The organism is Streptomyces sp. NPDC085944 (assembly GCF_040686295.1).
Taxonomy (GTDB): Bacteria; Actinomycetota; Actinomycetes; order Streptomycetales; family Streptomycetaceae; genus Streptomyces; species Streptomyces salinarius.
The window spans coordinates 282431-302494 of record NZ_JBFBJX010000010.1 but is presented as its reverse complement, the minus strand read 5'-3'; the positions used below and the strand labels follow the sequence as shown (position 1 = coordinate 302494).

The window sequence follows — 20064 nt, the reverse complement described above, 5'->3', positions numbered from 1 at the left end:
GTTAGGGGTTGCAGATTGGACAATCTGTGCCGCGACGGACTACCGAGGTTTCAAACCCGTACGTCTTCGCTAGCCATTCGTCCTTCCTTCGCTGACCCCTCGTGTAGTTCGATTTATTCACCTTCACCTCATAAAGGTGAAGGTTGCCGTTTGGTTGCATGACTGCGATATCCACTTGACGCTTACCGTAGGGGGTCCAGAGTTCGAGCCCGTTCCCGTAGCTCTCGCTGTAGATATCGGACTTCTTGTAGAACTTCTCGAACGTCGCCGTCATTTCATCAACACCGGCGGCGCCCCGAGCCTTGTCGTGCTTCCGGACACCGCAGTTGCTGTTGTGAACGAGTACCGGCGTCTGTCCTGCCAGCACATAGTACGTGTGCAGGTCTTCGACCGTGAGGTTGTACGTGCGAGCGTGCTTGGTGTACGCCCGGTTGCTGATGACTCGGACGGTGGTGCCGTCAGGGGTCCTGAGGGTGGTGCCGGCGGCAAGGTTGCGGGCCTCGACCCAGGCGCCGATCTCGGGGACCCAGAACGGGTGCTCGTGTGTGGCGGCGAGCTTTTTCGGTCCGTTGGGTGTTTCGATGGTCAGTTCGTTGAAGTGCTTGTCGTCTTCGGCGACGATTAGACGGGTGACTTTACGAAGGCGGGTCTCCCCTGTTTCCGGGTCTGTGGCAACGACCTCGTCGCCGACTTCGATTTTTTCGATTGCCTTGGTCTTGCCCTCGGCCATGAGGACTTCGGTGCCAGCGAGAAAACACTTACATCCCGAGCTGTACTTATTGAGCCACTTCTGGACGGCCTCCTTGCCCTTTTTCACAACGGAATCAGGAACTAGTTTCGCTACCTTCGCGAACGGCAGGTCCGAGACGATGCCGAAGTAGTCCCAGCCGTCGGCCTCTCCGGAAATCGCCTTCTTCCATGACTCCACGTCGGGAATGGCGACGGAGGCTATGAACTTGAAGGCCTTCTTCTGGGCCGACAGGTCGTACGGCTTGATGATGGTCGTTGTGCCCAGCGTCGGATGGTAGCTGCCGGTTCGGGTGACGCTGTGGAGGTCTCCCTCCACGTCATAGACGTAAACAGAGGTTTCGTGACGATAAGACCAGGTGCCGTCACCATTCGAAACCATCCAGTCCCGGTAGGTACTGCCGCCGTCCTGGCAGCCCCTCTCGCAATCGGTGACCGGTCTGAGGCCGTCGGGATCGCTGGTGCTGATGGGGCTGTTCTTGGCGTAGGAGTAGCCGTTCATCTGCAACGGGTCCGTGATGTCCAGGAGCGGATCCGCGCTGATGAAGCGCCCGTTGACCTGGTCGTACTCGCGCGCGCCGATGTGTGTCAGTCCGGTGGCGGTGTCGTCGATGCCGGTGCCCAGGTAGCTGCGGCTGTCCGGCCATGAGGTCGGCTGGGGGCCGCGTGCCTCGCCGAAGGGTTTGAAGGACCGCCTCGTCACGGGCTGGTTGGCGGCCATCTGAATGGTGGTGTTGGCGGTACCCAGGTGGTCGGCCAGTTGGATGTTGCGGGTGTGGCCGGTGCTGGTGCCGTTCGAGGTGCGGACGACTGTCGGGGCACCGGGGTGGACGTAGTTCCGGGTCGCCTTGGTGATCTTCCCGGTGCTGTCGGTGGTGAGTTCGCCGCCGGGAAGGTAAAGGGTGGAGCCTTCGCTGGAGTTCTCGAGGAGGCGTTGGCCGCCCGTGTCGTAGGTGTAGTTGACGGTGGTGGAGCCGGTGGTGACGGTGGCCGGCTTGTTCTCGGTGGTCCAGGTGAAGTTCTGGGTGTCGTTGGCGAGGTCGCGAATCGTGGTGTTGCCGGCGAGGTCGTAGGTGTAGGCGCTGCCGAAACCGGTGGGGGTTGTGGAGACCCAGGCCAGGGTGTGTGGCTGGGTGGTGTCCGGTTCGGTCGTGCCGTTTCCGGCGGTGGTGCCGTAGTTGGAGCGGTAGGTGACGTTCTTGGCCGGGTCGGTGACGTTGTGCTCGGTGAGAGCGGAGCGGTTGCCGATCCAGTCGTAGGTGAATGCCTGGCGGTAGGCGGTGACGGAGGTGGCGACCGTGCCTACGGCCGGAGCGGCTGCGGCGAGGGTGCTGGTCAGCGAGGCATCCGGGCTGGAGGTGTCGCTGGCCGCGTTTGGAGCGTCCGCAACGGGGCCGGACGAGACGGCGTAGTCGGTGCGGTAGCCGAAGGTGGCACCGTTGGCGGTCTTGCAGCCGTTGCCCGAGCCGGTGGGGGCGATGTTGGACGTCCAGGCGTGGACGAGTTCACCGAGGGCGTCGTAGGTGTAGCACTGCGTGTCCCAGGTGGTGCCCGATGCTTCGCTCAGCTTGCGGGCCTGCGAGGTGATGGTGCCGGAGGCGTCGTACGAGTAGTAGCTGTCACTGATGCGGTGCGGTGAAGCGGTCTCGCGGTCGGCGACGGTGCGCTGGAGGCGTCCGGTGTGTGGGTCGATGAAGTTGGTGGTCCACACGCGATAGGGCTGTGAGCCGGAGACGGTGCGGAGGACTTCGCCGAACGGGGAGTAGGTGACGTCAGCGGTGTACCAGCTGGAGCCGGCGGTGGATTCGGGCAGGCCGTCCTCGTTATAGCGGGTGACCACCTTCTCGGAGGCGATTCCCCCCTTCGAAGGGTAGGTAACCGAGAGGGGCTTGCCGGTCGGTGTGTAGCTGTACGTGTACTTGTAGGTACCTGAGAGCCCGGTGGTCTTGGTGTTGGCGGGGATGGTGATGTCCCGCCCGGTGGGCTGGTAGTCGGTGGTGTAGCCGGTGATCCTGGTGACGTAGTCGCCGTCCGGCGTGTGGCGGGTCGAGGCGACCGGCATGCCGAGGGCGCCGACAGCGTCGAAGGTGAAGGACTTGACGGGGTTGGCCGTGGCGGAACCCTCGCGGACAGCTGTCACTCGCCCGAGTGCGTCGTAGCTCGTGTAAAGGGATTTGCCGTTGGCGTCTACGGTGGTGAGGGGGCGGTCGGCACCGTCGTACGCGGTTGTCTTGGTGGTGCCGGTGTCCGGGTCGGTGGCCTCGACCAGGCGGTCGCGTGCGTCGTACTTGTACGTCCACTTGTTGCCGGCCGGGTCGGTGACTTCCGAGCGGTTTCCCCGGACGTCGTAGGCGTAGTGGGTCGACCGGGTGGTCGACTGGTCGGCATCGGTGTACTGCTCGATCTCGATGACCCGGCCGACGGCGTCGGTGGTGGTCCACGTTGCCGGAGAGGTGTTGCCCGGTGGGTCGACGTGCACGGTGTTCGGCCCGTACGAGGTGAAGGCCTCGTACTTGAATTCACCGTCGTGGTAAGTCGCTTGCCGGATCGTGCGACCCATGCCGTCGTACTGGGTCTTCACGTAGCTGGGGATGAGCGTCGTGGACTTGGGTTGGAACAGCGTTGCGGTCGGCTGGCCCGCGGCGAGATAGCCACTGGTGACGATGCTGGTCCGGCCGTGGTCGTCGTAGGAGGTGTCGGTGATGATGCGGCCGGGGCCGTGGGCCTCGCTCTGGGTCTGGACCGGGCGGAGCAGGCCGTCGTAGATGGTGACCGAGGAGGCGTAACTTCCGTCGTCCTTGATCGTCTTGGTGGTGACGGCAGCGGGGCTGGTCCTGGAGGGGGTGGCGGTGGCCTGTTGGTAGCTGATCTGGACGTCAGGGGTCTGACTGCCGCTGGAGCGGATCGGGGACCAGCCCTTGGCCAGGCGGCCGAGGTCGTCGTACTCGTAGCGGGTCACGCGGCCGTTGGGGTCGGTGACCGTGAGCGGCAGGGAGCGACCGGGGTCGAACGTGGTCGTGGTGGCGTGCCCGAGGGCGTTGACGGTCTTGAGGCCGGTGAGCGGGCCGCCTGTGTCGGCTGGTGTGTAGATGTTCTCGGTGGTGCCCTGGTCGGGCCGGGTGACCTTGCGGATGCGGCCGAGCGCATCGTAGGTGGTGGTCGTGACGATGCTGTGTGCGTTGCCCTCGCCGTTGGATTCGGCGACGGCGGTGGGCAGGCCCTTGAGCGGCGTAGCGGCGTAGGCGAGGGTGTCGTAGCTGGTACGGACCGACTTCAACAGGTGCGTGGCGTAGTTCGCGCCGACGTACTGGGCGCAGGGCACGGCGATCGTCCGGCTCTGGGAGATCAGGCCGATCAGGTGCGCGTCGGTGTTGTGGACGTAGGTGTTGCGGGTGCATTCCTGCTCGGAGCGCGCTTCGCCGCCCGTGCTGTCGGGCTTGACGACGAAGCTCTCGATCTCGGTGGCGAGGCCGTAGGTGTCGTCGACCGTGGTGAGGGTCCGCTTGGACTGCCATCCGTCGTCGAGGGACTGGATGTCGTCAGTGCGTTTGATGCCGACGCGGTGGGCGAGGAGCGGTTCCATGGCCGAGCCGTCCTCCGCCTCCCGGGCACGGGAGGCGGTCTGCTTCGACCAGGGGAAGTTCAGGGTGCGCCGGACGAGTTGTTTGTCCGAGTCCTTGTAGGTGAGGGCCTCGGCGACCTGGCCCGCGTACTGGGGGGCATCGTCGCTGACCAGGGTGTAAGTGCCGGTGGTGTCCTTGACCTCGCCGCCGGTACCGAGGAAGTAGCGAGTCTCGGAGTAGGACTGCGATTGCGGGTCGTCGTTGCCTGTCTTGCTCGAGGTGGTCTTGCTGCCCTTGGTCACGGAAACCTGGCGGTATCCCTGCCAGTCGCTGTACGTGCGCAGGGCGGGTCGCTGGAACTCGTCGTCGGACTTGGCCCAGGCCGGGCCCGTGTACTTGTATTTGGTGACGATCGGTACGCCGTGGTTGGTGACCTTGTCGGTCTCTACGACGGAGGCGACGACGTACTTGTTGAACCACGCCTTGGGAGGGGTGCGTTCTTCGCCGTCCGGGGACCAGCGGACGGGGTAGCAGGTCCCGTTCGCCTTCTCCCTGTCCTCGGACGGCGGGGTGGCACAGCCTCCGGTGTATTCGACCTCGATGTCGGCGCCGGCCTCGGTGGCGACGGTACCGATGCGGGGGCGGGTGAAGGCGGGGCGCTGGTCCTTGGGACCGGTGCGGACGAGGTTGGGGAGCTGGAGGTCGCGCAGGCGGGATTGGAGCGGAGAGGAGGAGCCGACGTGGTACTCGGCGAAGCTCACGCCGTCCTTGGACTGCATGGTGCCCGCGGTGTCGCCCGGGCCGTATCCGGTGCGGGTGATCGAGTTGAGCCAGAGTCCTGGGGAGGTGTCGTACCAGTTGTCGGGGAATGACTGGTGAAGGGCGTAGACGTCGACCTTGCCCAGGCCGGTCGCGCCGGGGCGGGCGCCAAGGGTGGTGATGGTGTCCAGGCGCATCTGCGTCCAGAAGGACGGGAAGCCGGGGCAGAGTTTGGACGTTGATTTGCAGTTGAGGTTGCCGGGGGTGTCCCACCAGGGGCGGTAGGCGCCGGGATCGTCGGTCTTGGCGAAGTTCGCCGCGTCACAGGCAGTGGTGGACTTGAGGCACCGCTGTTTGACGCCGAAGCTGACCTGTGCGGCAGGCTTGGACAGGTCGTCCGAACGCATTCCGTAGTCGATGACGGTGGGGTAGGCGAAGCGTTCATAGGCTTCCGGAGTCTTGCGCTTGTCCCGGACGGCGTAGTAGTTCGTCTCCTGCTTCCAATTGACGACCATCACGTTGCCGTGGACGTCGGCAACCTTGTCCAGGCCCCAGCGCCAAGCCTGCTGCTTGCCCGCTCCGCAGCGTGAGTCGGCGAAGGTGGTTGCATGGCAGGGTTCGCCGGGATGGTTGCCGAAGACGGGGACCGTGGAGACCGAGTTCGTGTTGGCGTGGCCGCCGCCGACGTCGTGCCGACCGAAGGTGTACACGGTCCCGTCGGTGGTGGTCACCTCCCAGTATTCGCCGTCGTTGTCACCGTTTGCCGCGTTGGTCTTGAGTGTGACTCGGGTGCCGTCGTCGGACGCGGGTCGGTAGGTGTTGGTGGTGCCGACGCGGACCAGCTCGGTGGTCCGGCCGGCGAGCGACATCACCGCATTGTGCGAGACCCAGCACAGATCGGACGTTTTGTTGGACTTGGCGGTGTTGTTGGGGGCGCCGGCATCAAGGGTCTTCCGGTCGTCCTTGCAGCTGCGGTAGCGACGCTCGATGTGGCCGGGGTCGTAGTCCCAGCCTTCACCGATCCACGAGGCTTGCGGCGAGGAGACGCTGGTGCGGCCGTCCACGGTCTGCGAGTTGTAGGTGAGCGCGATCTTCGGAACGGGGCCGGCCGGGGGCGCCGGGACGGTCAGCGGGTAGGACCAGACGAACGCGCCGGAGCTGCCGGAGTGCGACCAGGAGCCGGTCGAGGCCAGCGGGGTCGCCTTGAACGTGCCGCCGGGACCGGCTCCGGAATCGACCGCTCCTATCACGGTGGAGTCGCTGCTCCCTTCCGCGTTCAGGAGGCGAGAGCCCGCTGACTGCGCGGAGGTGCCTTCAGACGCCGCGGCGACGGTGTCGTCGGCGGCCGGATCCACGGTCGCGGAGACCGTGTTGGTTTCCGGGTCGTTGACCGTCTCCAACTCCGTGTATGCCTGGCACTCCTCGACGTCGGGAGTGGTCAGATAGCACGCAGGGAACTGGACCAACCGCAGGCGAGACCCCCAGTCGGCGCCGTAGAGGTTTTCGAAGGTTCCGTAGTCCAGCGAGAGCGAGACCGGCACCGCCCCCGTGTCCGGCGGATCGACACGAATGACCGCACCGTCCACGCCTTGCATGGTGACGTCGCTGCGGGCATCCACGGTCACTCCCCACACACCGGTGGGGGCTGGCTGCCCCTCGGCCGGTGCGAGCGTGACCGGAGCATCCCCCTGCGACTGGGGCTCGACGGCGGCGGACAAACTCCGTACGGCATCCGATGGGAACGTGACCGTCGCGGTGGATGCGGGAAGTGGTGTGGCGGTGCCGGGTGGCGCCTCTTCCCTGTCCTGCGGAACGTCGGTCTTCAGAGTTTCGACGTCCTGGTTGACCGGGTTGCCGTCGGCTGGGACGACTCTGTCGAGTGACTCGAGACGCAGTGCCTCGCGCCCCGGTCCGTTGACCGGCGGGACCGGCGGCACGGCCACCGATGTGGCCGGCAACAGGCCGACGAGCACTGCGGCGCCGGCTGCTGCAACGACGGCTCTACGGGCGCGCAGGATTCGAGACGAGCGAGTTCGACCGAACACGGGGCCCCCCGGACCACTTGGAGCGGGGTCGGAGAGGGACCTCGCGCAGGACGAAACAGATCGGGCGAATTCTGTGAGAGGTCACCCATGGACCGGAGTTCATCGACAACAAAGCGCAGCTGGCCAAGTACCGCGCCCAACTGGACGCCGCGCAGGATCTCGCACTCGCCCCGCCCGCCTCGCGCGACTTCATTCGCACCCTGACCCGCGACCTGTAGGAGAGCCACCGTGCCTGACATCACCTGGGAAGAACCGTTCTGCGGAGAAGGAGCCAACTGCTTCCGCATAGGCACCGACCCCCAAGGCAACGCCTACATCGCCGTCGCCGGGCAGGAGGACCGTTACCTCACGGACACCCGCGAAGCACTCCGCACCCTGATCCGGGACATCAAGGCAGGCAAGGCCGATCACCTCCTCCAGGGGTAATCCGGCGCACACGCATTGACCTGACCAGACCACCCCTCTTACGTTCGCCGAGCAGCCATCCAGGCCACAGTGTCGTGCGCCCGTAGGAGGTCATGCCCGTGCGCCCCACCGTCCGGTTCACCGCCCTGTTCGCCCTCACCGCGCTCGCCTCCGCCTCGCTCGCCGCCTGCGGGAGCGGCTCCGGCAGTGATCCGGACACGGTGAAGGTCTCCTTCAAGCAGTCGACGGACAACTCCATCAAGGTGATGGACGAGTACCTGGCCGACGTCAAGAAGCAGTTCGAGAAGGCCAACCCCGGCAAGAAGGTCGAGCTGGTGCCGATCAAGGCGCCGGACTCGGAGTACTACACCAAGCTCCAGCAGATGCTCCGCTCCCCCAAGACCGCCCCCGACCTGGTCTACGAGGACACGTTCCTCATCAACTCCGACATCACCAGCGGGTATCTGAAGCCGCTCGACGAGTACCTGGCCGAGTGGAAGGACTGGGACCAGTTCGTCGACACGGCGAAGGCGGCCGCGAAGGGCGAGGACGGCAAGACGTACGGCGTGCCGGACGGGACGGACACGCGGGGGCTGTGGTTCAGCAAGGACGTGTTCGCCAAGGCGGGGCTGCCCGCCGACTGGCAGCCGAAGACCTGGGGCGAGGTCCTCGACGCGGCCCGCACCATCAAGGAGAAGGTCCCCGGCGTCACCCCGCTCAACGTCTACACCGGCAAGCCCGCCGGCGAGGCGGCCACGATGCAGGGCTTCGAGATGCTGCTGTACGGAACGGGGGACGGCGGCGCCGATCCGCTGTACGACAAGGACGGCAAGAAGTGGATCACGGCGGGGCAGGGGTTCGAGGACTCCCTCGCCTTCGTCGAGACCGTGTACAAGGAGAAGCTCGGTCCCGAGGTCTCCGACGCGCTCGACCCCAACTTCGGCACCAAGGTGCGCGGTGAGCTGCTGCCGCAGGGCAAGCTCGGAATCGCGCTCGACGGGTCCTGGCTGCCGCAGGACTGGCTGGAGGGCAGCGGGCACGAGTGGCCCGAGTGGTCGAAGGAGCTGGGGCTGGCCGCCATGCCGACGCAGAACGGGCAGGCCCCGGGGCGCGTGAGCATGTCCGGTGGGTGGACCTGGGCCATTCCGGCCAAGGCGGGCAACCCCGACCTCGCCTTCGAGTTCGTCAAGACGATGCAGACCAAGGCCAACGCCCAGAAGTGGTACATCGCCAACTCCGGCATCGCGGTCCGCGAGGACGTCGCCGCCGACCCCGCCTACGTCGCGGCCCAGCCCGGCATCGAGTTCTTCACCGACCTCGTCTCCGACACCCACTACCGGCCCGCCTACCCGGCGTACCCGAAGGTGTCCGTCGCCGTCCAGGAGGCGATGGAGGGCGTCACGACCGGTGACAAGTCGGTCGAGGAGGCGGCACGCGACTACGACGAGGCGCTCAAGGAGGCCACCGACGACCAGGTGGTGAGCAAGTGACGGCGACCGCGCCGCAGCACGCGGGGCGGGGGGTGCGGAAGACTCCGGCGTCCCCGGCCGCCGGTTCCGGCGGCCGGCCCGGCACCGTCCGCCGGTCCCTCTTCCGGGCCCTGCCCCTCTCCCCCGCCCTCGTCCTGCTGCTGCTCTTCCTCGCCGGCCCGATCGTCTACTGCGTCGTCATCGCCTTCACCGACCTCCAGCTCACCGGGCAGGCCGAGGAGTCCTTCGTCGGCTTCGACAACTTCACCCGCGCCTTCCGGGACGAGGCCTTCCTCAACGCCGTATGGCTGACCCTGGTGTTCACCGTGCTGTCCTCGCTGATCGGGCAGAACACCCTGGGGCTGGCGCTGGCCGCGCTGATGCGGCGGGCGTCGAAGCCGGTCCGCACGCTCACCGGAGGCATCGTTGTCACGGCCTGGGTGCTGCCGGAGGTGGTGGCGGGCTTCCTGCTCTACGCCTTCTTCCGGCGCGAGGGCACCCTGAACGCCATCCTGGACTGGCTCCGCCTCCCCTCCCAGAACTGGTTGTTCACGCTGCCGATCCTGGCGGTGTCCTTCGCCAACGTGTGGCGGGGCACGGCGTTCTCGATGCTGGTGTACTCGGCCGCGCTGAACGAGATTCCCAAGGAGATCACCGAGGCCGCCGAGGTGGACGGTGCGAGCGGCTGGCGCCGGATGTGGCACATCACGCTGCCGATGATCCGGCGCTCCATCGGCACCAACCTCATGCTCAACACGCTGCAGACGCTCTCGGTCTTCGGGCTGATCTGGGTGATGACGCGGGGCGGGCCGAGCGGCAAGAGCCAGACGCTGCCGCTGTTCATGTACGAGCAGGCCTTCCAGAACAGCCTGATCGGGTACGGCACGGCGGTGGCGCTGCTGCTGTTGCTGATCGGCTCGCTGTTCTCGGTGGTGTATCTGCGTCTGCTGCGGACGGAGGTCTGAGAGATGGCATCCACGGTCACGTCCCGTACGGCCCGCACCCCAGCCTCCCGGCGCAACCGGCGCCGTGCGGCCGCCGACGCCGGGCTGCTGGTGGCCGCCGCGGCCTTCGTGCTGCCGTTGGCCTGGGTGGTGCTGTCCGCGCTCGACCCGCACGCGAGCCTCCGCGTCAAGGTCCCCGACGGGGTCACGCTGGAGAACTTCGACGCGATCCTCACCCCGGAGATCACCTTCACCCCGCTGCTCAACAGCCTGCTCCTGTGCGGCGGGGCGACGCTGCTGACGGTGGTGTGCGCAGCGCTCGCGGCGTATCCGCTCTCCCGCTTCCGATCGCGGCTGAACCGGCCTTTCCTGCTCACGATCCTCTTCGCGACCAGCCTCCCCATCACGGCGATCATGGTGCCGGTCTACGCGCTGTTCGTGCGGGTGAACATGATCGACACCATGCAGGGGACGATCTTCTTCTTCGCCGCCTCGCAACTGCCCTTCGCGATCTGGCTCATGAAGAACTTCATGGACGGGGTGCCGAAGGAGCTGGAGGAGGCGGCGTGGACGGACGGGGCGTCGTCGTTCCAGTCGCTGCTGCGGATCGTGCTGCCGCTGATGGGACCGGGCGTGGCGGTGGTGACCGTCTTCTCGTTCGTGATGATGTGGGGGAACTTCTTCGTCCCTTTCATGCTGCTGCTCTCCCCGGACCAGATGCCCGCCTCGGTCAGCATCAACGACTTCTTCGGCAACCGGGGCATGGTGGCGTACGGACAGCTGGCGGCGTTCTCGATCGTCTACTCCACGCCGGTCGTGCTGCTGTACGTGCTGATCTCCCGGCGGCTGGGCGGCGGGTTCGCGCTGGGCGGGGCGGTGAAGGGGTAGGGCGCGAGGACCGTCCAGGAGGGGGCGCGGGGCACCAATCGGGAGGGGGCGCAGGGCACCAATCGGGGGGCGCGGGCGAGTCCGCTTGCGCCCGTGGCTTCCTCGTACGTCCCCCGTACGTTCCTACAATCCGTATCGCTGGCCGAACAGCCCGTAGTCAGCATCGCCCCGTACCTCTACGGTGTGGCGCGTGCGCCGACCCTCACCTCACCCGAGCCATTCGGGCCCTCCGTTCAACGCCCTCGCCGCCCGCCGGCTGCGTGCCGCCCTCAACATGGGGCCCGAGCACGTCGCCCACGGCATACGGGTCTCCTACGGCCTGCCGTACGTCACCCCCGACCTCGTCATCGCCTGGGAGCGGGGGACGGTCTCCCCCGAGGGCCCGGAGCTGACCGCGCTCGCGGGGGTGCTGTGGTGCTCGCCGGGCGAGCTGATCGGACGGCCGCAGTCCCTGCGCGAGCACCGCGTCGCCCGCGGTCTGGCGCCGGAGGACGTGGCCCGTGCGGTCGGGCTCGGGCTCTCCGCATACCGGCGGATGGAGGAGGCGGACGACTGGCGCGGCACCGACCGGCAGTCGGCCCAGCTCGCCGACGTGCTCAGCCTCACGCTGCCCGACTTCGTGACCGTCACCGGGCGCGAGGAGAAGCTGGCCGAGCTGCTGACGAGCGCGGTGACCACCCGCTGGCAGGGGTGTGTGCGCCCGATCGCCAAGCTGGCGCCGCTGGACCGGCGGGTGCTGGAGAACGTCCTCCAGGTGCTGCACCAGGACTACCAGGGGCGGATGGCCGCCACCCTCAGCTGGGGCGGCGGCGCCCCCGGCTCCAGCGCCGGGGGCCGGGACTTCCTCGACCGCATCGTGGACCACTTCTGGTCGGCGGTGGAGAAGCACCCGTAGAAATCCTTCAGCGCGAGGTCCTTCAACGCCTAGAAGACCGACTCCGCCTCGTCCATCCGGTCCTTGGGCACCGTCTTCAGCTCGGTGACGGCCTCGGCCAGCGGCACCATCACGACGTCCGTGCCGCGCAGCGCCGTCATCCGGCCGAAGTCGCCCCGGTGGGCGGCCTCCACCGCGTGCCAGCCGAAGCGGGTGGCGAGGACGCGGTCGTACGCGGTCGGGGTGCCGCCGCGCTGGACGTGGCCGAGGATGACCGGCTTGGCCTCCTTGCCGAGGCGGCGCTCCAACTCGAAGGCGAGCGCGGTGCCGATGCCCTGGAAGCGCTCGTGGCCGAACTTGTCGATGGCGCCCTTGCCGTAGTCCATGGTGCCCTCGGCGGGGTGGGCGCCCTCGGCGACGCAGACGACGGCGAACTTCTTGCCGCGGGAGAAGCGCTCCTCGACCATCTTGACCAGGTCTGCGGGGTCGAAGGGGCGCTCGGGCAGGCAGATGCCGTGGGCGCCGGCGGCCATGCCGGACTCCAGGGCGATCCAGCCGGCGTGCCGGCCCATGACCTCGACGACCATCACGCGCTGGTGGGACTCGGCGGTGGTCTTGAGGCGGTCCATCGCCTCGGTCGCGACGCCGACGGCGGTGTCGAAGCCGAAGGTGCGGTCGGTGGAGGAGATGTCGTTGTCGATGGTCTTCGGCACGCCGACGACGGGGAGGCCGGCGTCCGACAGCATCCGGGCGGCGGTGAGGGTGCCCTCGCCGCCGATCGGGATCAGGGCGTCGATGCCGAAGTTCTGGATCATGTCGCCGGCGTTCTCGCAGGCCTCGCGGAGCCGGTCGCGCTCCAGGCGGGAGGAGCCGAGGATGGTGCCGCCGCGGGCGAGGATGCCGCTGACGGCGTTGAGGTCGAGGGTGCGGTACCGGCCGTCCAGCAGGCCCGCGTAGCCGTCCTCGAAGCCGATGACCTCGTCGCCGTAGTTGTCGACCGCTCGGTGCACGACCGACCGGATCACTGCGTTCAGGCCGGGGCAGTCGCCGCCTGCGGTGAGTACGCCGATACGCATCGTGCTGTGTCTCCTGCTCGCTGTTGACACCGGTGAGCCGGTCCAATTGTTCCACGGCCCGGACGGCGGTGGACGACAGACGGCGGCGGTGGACGCTGACGGGCGCCCTAACCGTCGCCGGAGGTACTGTCAAGAGGATTCCGGCCACCCGCTCGGCCCGACGAAGCAGCCGGCCGAAGTGGCCCGCCACAACAGCCCGACGCAACAGCCCGAGGCAACGCTCACCCCGAGGAAACGGAGTGCCCGCGTGACGCGCAGCGTGTACGTGACCGGTATCGACCGCGGCGACGGCCGCCAGGTCGTCGAGCTGGGGATGATGGAGCTGCTCACCCGGCACGTCGACCGGGTCGGCGTGTTCCGTCCCCTGGTCCACGACGGGCCCGACCGGCTCTTCGAGCTGCTGCGCGCCCGCTACCGGCTCTCGCAGGACCCGGCGACCGTCTACGGCATGGACTACCAGGAGGCCTCCCTCCTCCAGGCCGAGCAGGGCGTGGACGAGCTGGTGTCCGCGCTGGTCGACCGGTTCCACCTGGTGGCGCGGGACTACGACGTCGTCCTCGTCCTGGGCACCGACTACGCCGACACGCAGTTCCCGGACGAGCTGTCGCTGAACGCGCGGCTGGCGAACGAGTTCGGCGCCTCGGTGCTTCCCGTCGTCGGCGGCCGCCGGCAGACCGCGGAGTCGGTGCTGGCCGAGACCCACAACGCCTTCCGCGCCTACGACGGCCTGGGCTGCGACGTGCTGGCCATGGTGACCAACCGGGTCGCACGCGAGGACCGGGACGAGATCGCCGAGCGGCTCGCGCACCGGCTGCCGGTGCCGTGCTGGGTGGTGCCGGACGAGCCCGCCCTGTCCGCGCCGACGGTCTCGCAGATCGCGCACACCCTGGGCGCCCGGGTGGTCCTCGGCGACGACTCCGGGCTCGCCCGCGACGCGCTGGACTTCGTCTTCGGCGGGGCCATGCTGCCCAACCTGCTGGCCGCGCTGACCCCGGGCTGCCTGGTGATCACGCCGGGCGACCGTGCCGACCTGGTGATCGGCACGCTGGCCGCGCACAGCGCCGGCACCCCGCCGATAGCCGGCGTGCTGCTGACCCTGGACGAGGTGCCCGGCGAGGGCATCCTCACCCTCGCCGACCGGCTGGCCCCCGGCACGCCGGTGCTGTCGGTGACGGGCACCAGCTTCCCCACCGCCGAGCAGCTGTTCTCCCTGGAGGGCAAGCTCAACGCGGCCGCCCCGCGCAAGGCGGAGACCGCCCTCGGCCTCTTCGAGCGGTACATCGACACCGCCGAGCTGAACCAGCGGGTCTCCGCGCCCAGCAGCGACCGCGTCACACCGATGATGTTCGAGCACAAGCTGCTCGAGCAGGCCCGTGCCGACCTGCGCCGGGTCGTCCTGCCGGAGGGCACCGAGGAGCGGGTGCTGCACGCGGCGGAGGTGCTGCTGCGCCGGGGCGTGTGCGAGCTGACGCTGCTCGGCCCGGTCGAGCAGATCCGCAAGAAGGCCGCCGACCTCGGCATCGACCTGGCCGGTGCCGAGCTGATCGACCCGGCCGCCAGCGAGCTGCGCGACTCCTTCGCCGAGAAGTACGCGGCCCTGCGCGCCCACAAGGGCGTGACGGTGGAGCTGGCGTACGACGTGGTCTCGGACGTGAACTACTTCGGCACGCTGATGGTGCAGGAAGGGTTCGCCGACGGCATGGTGTCGGGGTCGGTGCACTCGACGGCGGCGACCATCCGCCCGGCCTTCGAGATCATCAAGACCAAGCCGGACGCGGCGATCGTCTCCTCCGTCTTCTTCATGTGCCTTTCCGACAAGGTGCTGGTCTACGGCGACTGCGCGGTCAACCCGGACCCGGACGCTGAGCAGCTCGCCGACATCGCCGCCCAGTCGGCGTCGACGGCGGCGCAGTTCGGGGTGGAGCCGCGGATCGCGATGCTGTCGTACTCGACGGGCACGTCCGGTTCCGGCGCGGACGTCGACAAGGTGCGCGAGGCCACCGAGCTGGTCCGCTCGCGCCGCCCGGACCTCAGCATCGAGGGGCCGATCCAGTACGACGCGGCGGTCGAGCCGTCGGTGGCCGCGACCAAGCTCCCCGGCTCGGCGGTCGCCGGGCAGGCCAGCGTGCTGATCTTCCCCGACCTGAACACCGGCAACAACACGTACAAGGCGGTGCAGCGCTCGGCCGGTGCCATCGCGGTGGGCCCGGTGCTCCAGGGCCTGCGCAAGCCGGTCAACGACCTGTCGCGGGGCGCGCTCGTGCAGGACATCGTCAACACCGTCGCCATCACGGCGATCCAGGCCCAGCAGTCCCCGACCGAGAAGGCGTCCGCCCAGTGAGCCCCACGCGTGTCCTCGTCCTCAACTCCGGCTCCTCGTCGGTGAAGTACCAGCTGATCGACATGCGCGGGGGCGAGCGGCTGGCGGTCGGGCTGGTCGAGCGCATCGGCGAGCGGACGTCGCGGCTGATCCACACCCACGTGGCCGCCGGTGACACCCGGGAGCAGGAGGGCCCGATCGCCGACCACGAGGCCGCCCTGAAGGCGGTCGCCGCGGAGCTGGGCCGGGACGGTCTGGGTCTGGACTCCCCGGAGCTGGCCGCGATCGGGCACCGGGTGGTGCACGGCGGCGAGTTCTTCAGCGAGCCCACCCTCGTCGACGAGACCGTGCTCACGGAAATCGAGCGGCTGATCCCGGTCGCGCCGCTGCACAACCCGGCCAACCTCACCGGCATCCGCACGGCGCAGGCGCTCCGTCCCGACCTGCCCCAGGTGGCGGTCTTCGACACCGCGTTCCACACGACGATGCCCGAGTCCGCGGCGCGCTACGCGATCGACCCGAAGATCGCCGACCGGTACCGCATCCGCCGCTACGGCTTCCACGGCACCTCGCACGCGTACGTCTCGCGCGAGACGGCGCGGCTGATCGGCCGGGCGCCCGAGGACGCGAACGTGATCGTGCTGCACCTGGGCAACGGGGCGTCCGCCTCGGCCGTGCGGGGCGGGCGGTGCGTGGACACCTCCATGGGGCTGACGCCTTTGGAGGGGCTCGTGATGGGTACGCGCTCGGGGGACATGGACCCGGCCGTCATCTTCCATTTGATGCGTGTTGGCGGAATGTCCGCCGACGAGATCGACACTCTTCTCAACAAGAGGAGCGGCCTGTTCGGTCTGTGCGGAGACAACGACATGCGGGAGATCCGCCGCCGGGTGGACGAGGGCGACGCGCAGGCGGCGCTGGCCTTCGACATCTACATTCACCGGTTGAAGAAGTACATCGGCGCCTATTACGCCGTTCTCGGACGGGTGGACGCGGTGGCCTTCACGGCCGGGGTCGGCGAGAACGCGGCGCCGGTGCGGGAGGCTGCCGTGGCGGGCCTGGACGGACTGGGCCTTGCGGTGGACGGCGAACTGAACGCCGTACGCGGCGACGAGGCGCGGCTGATCTCGCCCGCGGACGCGCGGGTGGCGGTGGCGGTGGTGCCGACGGACGAGGAAATGGAGATCGCGACGCAGAGCTACGCACTGGTGAATGAGCCGGGGAATCAGAATCTCACCTGAGCGGCATCCCGCCCTTTTGTATTTTCCGCCAGACGGAATATTCCGCGCCGAAACAAACCGATAGGATGGCACCCATGCGCCGTTCGAAAATCGTCTGTACCCTCGGCCCCGCGGTCGACTCCCACGAGCAGCTCGTCACGCTGATCGAAGCCGGCATGAACGTGGCCCGCTTCAACTTCAGCCACGGCACCCACGCCGAGCACCAGGGTCGTTACGACCGGGTGCGGGCCGCCGCCAAGGAGACCGGCCGGGCCATCGGTGTCCTCGCCGACCTGCAGGGCCCGAAGATCCGCCTGGAGACCTTCGCGGAGGGTCCCGTCGAGCTGGTGCGCGGTGACGAGTTCACCATCACCACGGAGGACGTCCCGGGCGACCGGACGATCTGCGGCACGACGTACAAGGGCCTGCCCGGTGACGTCACCAAGGGCGACCAGGTGCTCATCAACGACGGCAACGTCGAGCTGAAGGTCACCGAGGTCGAGGGCTCCCGGGTCAGGACGATCGTCATCGAGGGCGGCGTCATCTCCGACCACAAGGGCATCAACCTGCCCGGCACCGCGGTCAACGTCCCCGCGCTGAGCGAGAAGGACGTCGAGGACCTGCGGTTCGCGCTGCGCATGGGCTGCGACCTGGTCGCCCTCTCCTTCGTCCGGGACGCCAAGGACGTCGCCGACGTGCACCGCGTCATGGACGAGGAGGGCCGCCGCGTCCCCGTCGTCGCCAAGGTGGAGAAGCCGCAGGCGGTCGAGAACATGGAGGACGTCGTGATGGCGTTCGACGGTGTGATGGTCGCCCGTGGCGACCTGGCCGTCGAGTACCCGCTCGAGAAGGTCCCCATGGTGCAGAAGCGCCTGATCGAGCTGTGCCGGCGCAACGCCAAGCCGGTGATCGTGGCGACCCAGATGATGGAGTCGATGATCACCAACTCCCGGCCGACCCGCGCCGAGGCCTCCGACGTGGCCAACGCGATCCTGGACGGCGCCGACGCGGTCATGCTCTCCGCCGAGTCGAGCGTGGGCGCGTACCCGATCGAGACGGTCAAGACCATGTCGAAGATCGTCACCGCCGCCGAGCAGGAGCTGCTCTCCAAGGGCCTCCAGCCGCTGGTGCCGGGCAAGAAGCCGCGCACGCAGGGCGGTTCGGTGGCCCGTGCCGCCGCGGAGATCGCCGACTTCCTGGGCGGCAAGGGCCTGGTGGCCTTCACCCAGTCCGGTGACACCGCCCGCCGGCTCTCCCGCTACCGCGCCTGCCAGCCGATCCTGGCCTTCACCACCGACGAGTCCACCCGCAACCAGCTGACGCTCAGCTGGGGCGTGGAGCCGCACGTGGTGCCGTTCGTGAACAGCACGGACGGGATGGTCGACCTGGTGGACCAGGAGACGATGCGCCTGGGCCGGTTCAATGACGGCGACATCGTCGTGATCACCGCCGGTTCGCCCCCCGGCGTGCCGGGCACCACCAACATGGTCCGCGTGCACCACCTGGGCGAGACCCGGCGCGGCTGACGTCACCGCGCGGCCCCCGTGGGGCCCCTGTACGGCGCTGAGGGCGCCCCCTGTCACAGGGGGCGCCCTCAGGCGTTGTAGGCGCGCGCGGCTCCCGACGGGGCGCGCGGGCGCGTCAGTCGGTCACGTACTGGTGCAGCCCCGGGATGTGCAGCGTGCCGCCGAACTGGCCGGCCTGGACGACCGTCACCTTGGTGAAGTAGATGAGCGGGATGTCCAGCGGCGGCGGGTTGTCGGGGTCGAAGGTGATCGGGATCAGCCCGAGCAGGTTGCCCGAGATGCTTTCGGTGTACATCACCGTGTCGCCGTCGCGGATCGTGGACGTCGAGCCCTTGGCCGCCTGCACGTGGTAGGTCTTGCCGGCCTGCTTGTCCTTCACCGTCTGGTGCAGGTCGCCGATGTCGGTGCCGTCGGATATGACGTACTTCAGCACCTTCTTGGTGGTGCCGTTGGCCGTCTTCACCTGGACGATGCCCTCGTAGGAGGCGCCCTTCAGCAGCAGCGAGCTGGCGTTGAGGTACCAGGGGTCGTCGGGCAGCGGCACCTTGTTGTCGACGCCGCCCTCGTCGTCGGTGGCGACCGGGCAGTCGTCGACGTTCGTGCCGGTGCTCTCGGAGGCGCTGGGGGTGGGCGTGGCGGTGGCGGCGTCCTCCTTGGCCTTCGCCGCGTCCTCCTTCGCCTTCTCGGCCGCCTCCTTGGCCGCCTCGGCCGCCTTGTCCACCGACTTCTCGGTGTCCTCGGCCGCCTTCGACGCCGTGTCGGTGGCGCCCTCGACGGTGTCCTTCGCGGCGCCGGTGACCTCGTCGGTGGTGTCCTGCAGCGCGCCGGTCGCACCGGACGGGCTCTCGGACGCCGAGGGGGTCGGCGTGGGGCTCGGGCTCTGGTCGGCCTTCTGGCCGCCGGTGAAGATGTCCTCGAGCGTGTTGCCGAGGCCCTCCAGCAGGCCGCCCTTGGACTCCGACTCGGAGGGGGACGGCGCGGCGGTCGAGCCGGACGCCTCCTGACTCTGCGAGGGGGAGGGGCTCGGTGCGGCCTGCTCGTCCTTGGCGCCCTTGTCGTCGGAACCTGAATCCGACGAAGAGGAGTCGCCCTGGTCCGTGCCGGCGTCCGTGTCCGCGTCCCTGCCCGAGTCCCCGGTGGACACCGAGGGGTCGGGCTCCTCCGCGTCGTCCTTGCCGTCCTCGGCCCCGTCGGTCGCCGAGGGCGAGGGGGCGGGCGACTCGGACGGGTCCTTCTCGGCGTCCTCGATGGCCGCCACGCAGTCCTTGTACTCGTCGGCCGTCAGGCTGTTGGAGGGCGGCGAGGCGTCGTTGCCGTCTGCGAGGGCGAGCGTCGGCGTGAACCCCATGCCCATGAGCACGGCCGTCGGCATCGCCGCGATGGCTATCGCCTTGCCGGCCGGCATGTGGAACCTGGTGAACAACGGCTTCTTGGGTGCCGCGTGGCGCGGCCCGGTTCTCACACGGGACGACTCCACGTCAGTCCCGCGGGTCACCTCGTCAGCCGGCACTGTGCCTCCCGTTCGCCCCGTTGGCCGGGCTCGTTCCTGACAGATCGTGCGCCCCCGGTGCCGTGAGGGCCTGGGAGGGCTCCCCGTCGTCCAACCCGCCCCGCGGGCCCGGCACCGCGGGGCCGGACGCCTGGGTCCCGGGCTCCGGGAAGCCGGGGAACGCGGTGTCGTCGGCGGCGGGGACCACGCCCTCGGGCGCGTCGTCCGTGGCCTTGCCCTCCAGCGGCGGCTCGGCCTGCGGCGGCTCGCCCGGCACCCACGACACGGCCATGGCCCCGCCGACCAGCGCGAAGAGGAAGCCGATGAGGAAGCCGCCGAGGTTGGACACGGGGATGGACACCAGCGCCAGCAGGATCGCCGCGACACCCGCGAAGACCCTGACGTGCTTCTGGAACCACAGGCTGATGCCCAGGACGACCAGCAGCACGCCGATGATCAGGGACCCGGCGCCCGCGGTGGTGGACATCGCCAGCGTCAGGTGACCGATCTGGAGGTTCGCGTACGGGAAGTAGGCGATGGGGAGTCCGCCGAGGGCGACGAACAGGCCGGCCCAGAACGGCCGCGCGCCTCGCCAGGCACGGAACTGCAGCCTCCGGCGGGTGAACTGGCCGGCTGCGGCAGGAGTCTCGGCGCTCATGGAAAACAGCTCCCTGGTACGGCTTTGCTGTGGTGGAGACGCGGTCCGCGCGTGAAGGCACGGCCGGAGAGTGGACGGGCG

13 protein-coding genes are annotated in these 20064 nt (G+C 68.7%); 9 read left to right on the top strand and 4 right to left on the bottom strand.

All coding sequences use genetic code 11. From position 1 onward, the window contains the following. Nucleotide 1: 1 nt before the first annotated feature. Nucleotides 2-6688, bottom strand: coding sequence for a polymorphic toxin-type HINT domain-containing protein (locus tag AB0P07_RS21845; protein ID WP_365552896.1), 6687 nt, complete (start codon nt 6686-6688; stop codon nt 2-4). Between the two features lie 527 nt (nt 6689-7215). On the opposite strand from AB0P07_RS21845, the gene AB0P07_RS21840 reads away from it, so the two are divergent. From AB0P07_RS21840 to AB0P07_RS21815, 6 genes are all read left to right on the top strand, one after another. Continuing rightward, a complete protein-coding gene (locus AB0P07_RS21840; RefSeq protein ID WP_365552940.1) occupies nt 7216-7332 on the top strand; it encodes a hypothetical protein in 117 nt (38 codons plus the stop codon). A gap of 10 nt (nt 7333-7342) precedes the next feature. Further along, complete coding sequence (locus AB0P07_RS21835) at nt 7343-7540, top strand: hypothetical protein (RefSeq protein WP_365552894.1); 198 nt, start codon at nt 7343-7345, stop codon at nt 7538-7540. Nucleotides 7541-7632: 92 nt separating this feature from the next. Continuing rightward, complete coding sequence (locus AB0P07_RS21830) at nt 7633-9009, top strand: extracellular solute-binding protein (protein ID WP_365552892.1); 1377 nt, start codon at nt 7633-7635, stop codon at nt 9007-9009. Beyond that, the gene (locus AB0P07_RS21825; protein ID WP_365552890.1) at nt 9006-9953 is read left to right on the top strand and encodes a sugar ABC transporter permease; all 948 of its coding nucleotides are present in this window, start codon (nt 9006-9008) and stop codon (nt 9951-9953) included. Before AB0P07_RS21830 ends, AB0P07_RS21825 begins: the two co-directional genes overlap by 4 nt. A gap of 3 nt (nt 9954-9956) precedes the next feature. Continuing rightward, on the top strand, nt 9957-10820 hold the full coding sequence (locus AB0P07_RS21820; RefSeq protein ID WP_365552888.1) for a carbohydrate ABC transporter permease: 864 nt from the start codon (nt 9957-9959) through the stop codon (nt 10818-10820). A gap of 181 nt (nt 10821-11001) precedes the next feature. After that, a complete protein-coding gene (locus tag AB0P07_RS21815) occupies nt 11002-11715 on the top strand; it encodes a helix-turn-helix transcriptional regulator (RefSeq protein WP_365552886.1) in 714 nt (237 codons plus the stop codon). A 29-nt stretch (nt 11716-11744) separates the two neighbouring features. On the opposite strand, the gene AB0P07_RS21810 is transcribed toward AB0P07_RS21815, so the two are convergent. Beyond that, nucleotides 11745-12770: an ATP-dependent 6-phosphofructokinase gene (locus tag AB0P07_RS21810; RefSeq protein WP_030402682.1), complete on the bottom strand. Its 1026-nt coding sequence runs from the start codon at nt 12768-12770 to the stop codon at nt 11745-11747. 247 nt (nt 12771-13017) lie between these two features. Here AB0P07_RS21810 and pta point away from each other — a divergent pair, with 247 nt between their 5' ends. From pta to pyk, 3 genes are all read left to right on the top strand, one after another. Further along, a complete protein-coding gene (pta, locus tag AB0P07_RS21805; protein WP_365552884.1) occupies nt 13018-15111 on the top strand; it encodes a phosphate acetyltransferase in 2094 nt (697 codons plus the stop codon). Then, nucleotides 15108-16331 carry an acetate kinase gene (locus AB0P07_RS21800; protein ID WP_365552882.1) on the top strand — a complete coding sequence of 408 codons (1224 nt, stop codon included), beginning with the start codon at nt 15108-15110 and terminating at the stop codon, nt 16329-16331. The genes pta and AB0P07_RS21800 overlap by 4 nt, the downstream gene beginning before the upstream one ends. Before the next feature lie 74 nt (nt 16332-16405). Further along, complete coding sequence (gene pyk / locus AB0P07_RS21795; RefSeq protein WP_365552880.1) at nt 16406-17836, top strand: pyruvate kinase; 1431 nt, start codon at nt 16406-16408, stop codon at nt 17834-17836. Nucleotides 17837-17951: 115 nt separating this feature from the next. Here pyk and AB0P07_RS21790 read toward each other — a convergent pair whose 3' ends face one another. Both AB0P07_RS21790 and AB0P07_RS21785 read right to left on the bottom strand, forming a co-directional pair. Next, on the bottom strand, nt 17952-19346 hold the full coding sequence (locus AB0P07_RS21790; protein ID WP_365552879.1) for a hypothetical protein: 1395 nt from the start codon (nt 19344-19346) through the stop codon (nt 17952-17954). Beyond that, a complete protein-coding gene (locus AB0P07_RS21785; protein WP_365552877.1) occupies nt 19336-19983 on the bottom strand; it encodes a DUF6114 domain-containing protein in 648 nt (215 codons plus the stop codon). Before AB0P07_RS21785 ends, AB0P07_RS21790 begins: the two co-directional genes overlap by 11 nt. Nucleotides 19984-20064: the final 81 nt, after the last annotated feature.